This is a genomic window from Neochlamydia sp. EPS4 (assembly GCF_000813665.1).
In the GTDB taxonomy this organism is placed as follows: Bacteria; Chlamydiota; Chlamydiia; order Chlamydiales; family Parachlamydiaceae; genus Neochlamydia.
The window spans coordinates 1-1,148 of the sequence record NZ_JSDQ01000110.1 but is presented as its reverse complement, the minus strand read 5'-3'; the positions used below and the strand labels follow the sequence as shown (position 1 = coordinate 1,148).

The 1,148-nt window shown below is 35.9% G+C and carries 2 protein-coding genes; both read left to right on the top strand.

Going from position 1 to position 1,148, the window contains the following annotated elements; genetic code table 11:
- Positions 1-214, top strand: a 214-nt coding sequence (locus tag DB42_RS11655) for a hypothetical protein (protein ID WP_238579029.1), incomplete at its 5' end; no start/stop codon positions are given.
- A gap of 456 nt (positions 215-670) precedes the next feature.
- Positions 671-1,148 (top strand): F-box protein (locus tag DB42_RS10070; RefSeq protein WP_044882849.1); only part of this gene is annotated, 478 nt, incomplete at its 3' end.

Genomic DNA, 1,148 nt, shown 5'->3' with positions numbered 1-1,148 from the left:
CAGGCTTTCTTTTTTGCCATGGCGTTTAATTCCTCTATTGTATGATAAAAAGCTACAAACATGGTTTCCTCCTTTCCAAACCTTTTCTCTCCCTAAATTATCCTCCTTATTTGAATTTAGAAAAAGACTGTTTGCAATTCTCAACAGCTGCTACTTACGGAGTTCGTTTAAATGGTATAACAAACTTTTAGCCATCTTATCTTTAAACAAGTAATCCGCTTTTCTTCCAGCAACTAGGCAAGCTTAAACTAACCTACACATTTATAACGACAAGAAGTTTCTCTCTTTTTCTGCAGATTGCTATGCTGGGAGAACAACTTTTTTTGATAGAAAGAAGCTAGGCGTATTGTATTTCATCATTTGGTAAAAGAATTAAAGCATTGCGCCAAAAAGAGCCGTTTTTCTCAAATAAGGCAAATAATCAATTTTATTCTTTTAGCCAAACCAAAATTGCCGCATCACTTAATCCCCAAAACCTGTGACTGCTCCTAAATGCTTGAAAGGTCTCCCCCCTTTCCTTGAATCTGTCTAAAAGTAAAGCGTGGTAGATCATTTGTGAGTTGTTTTTCATTGATAAGAGCACGAATTCGTTTGACTTGCTTTTTTAATTTTTTATATTGTCTTTAAAAAATACAAATAATAAAAGGTCATCCCTACCCAAGGAAATAAAATGCATCCTATCTCATCGACATCTATTGAAAGCTTGCCCAATGAATTGCTGCTCCCTATCTTAGAGGCTTGCGTAGTTCCTTCCTTATTTAGCGTCTGTAAAAGATGGCATCATCTGCTAGCTTCTGAAGCGATGCCTTCTCTTTATAAAAAAATAGCACAGCTTCATTTTCCCACGAAGAATACCACTACCCCGCGAACTCTTATGTTAGCTAAAGTTTATCAACTCAATCCTGCACTTACCTCTACTGAAAAAGTTTATCAAGTTTTTAAACAAGTTTTTACCTTAGCTAAATCTATTTCTCCTTTGGAATTTAAATGGAAAACACAAGAAAAAAGAGGCTTAACGCTGGCTAATTACTCTTCCTACCTTGTAAATATTAATCGCCTTTTACTTTGGAAAAAACTTCCTGGTGGGAAAGAATACTTGAGCCGAGAAGAAATTAAGCACTTGCCTCTAGAGAAAAGAGGGGAGCTTC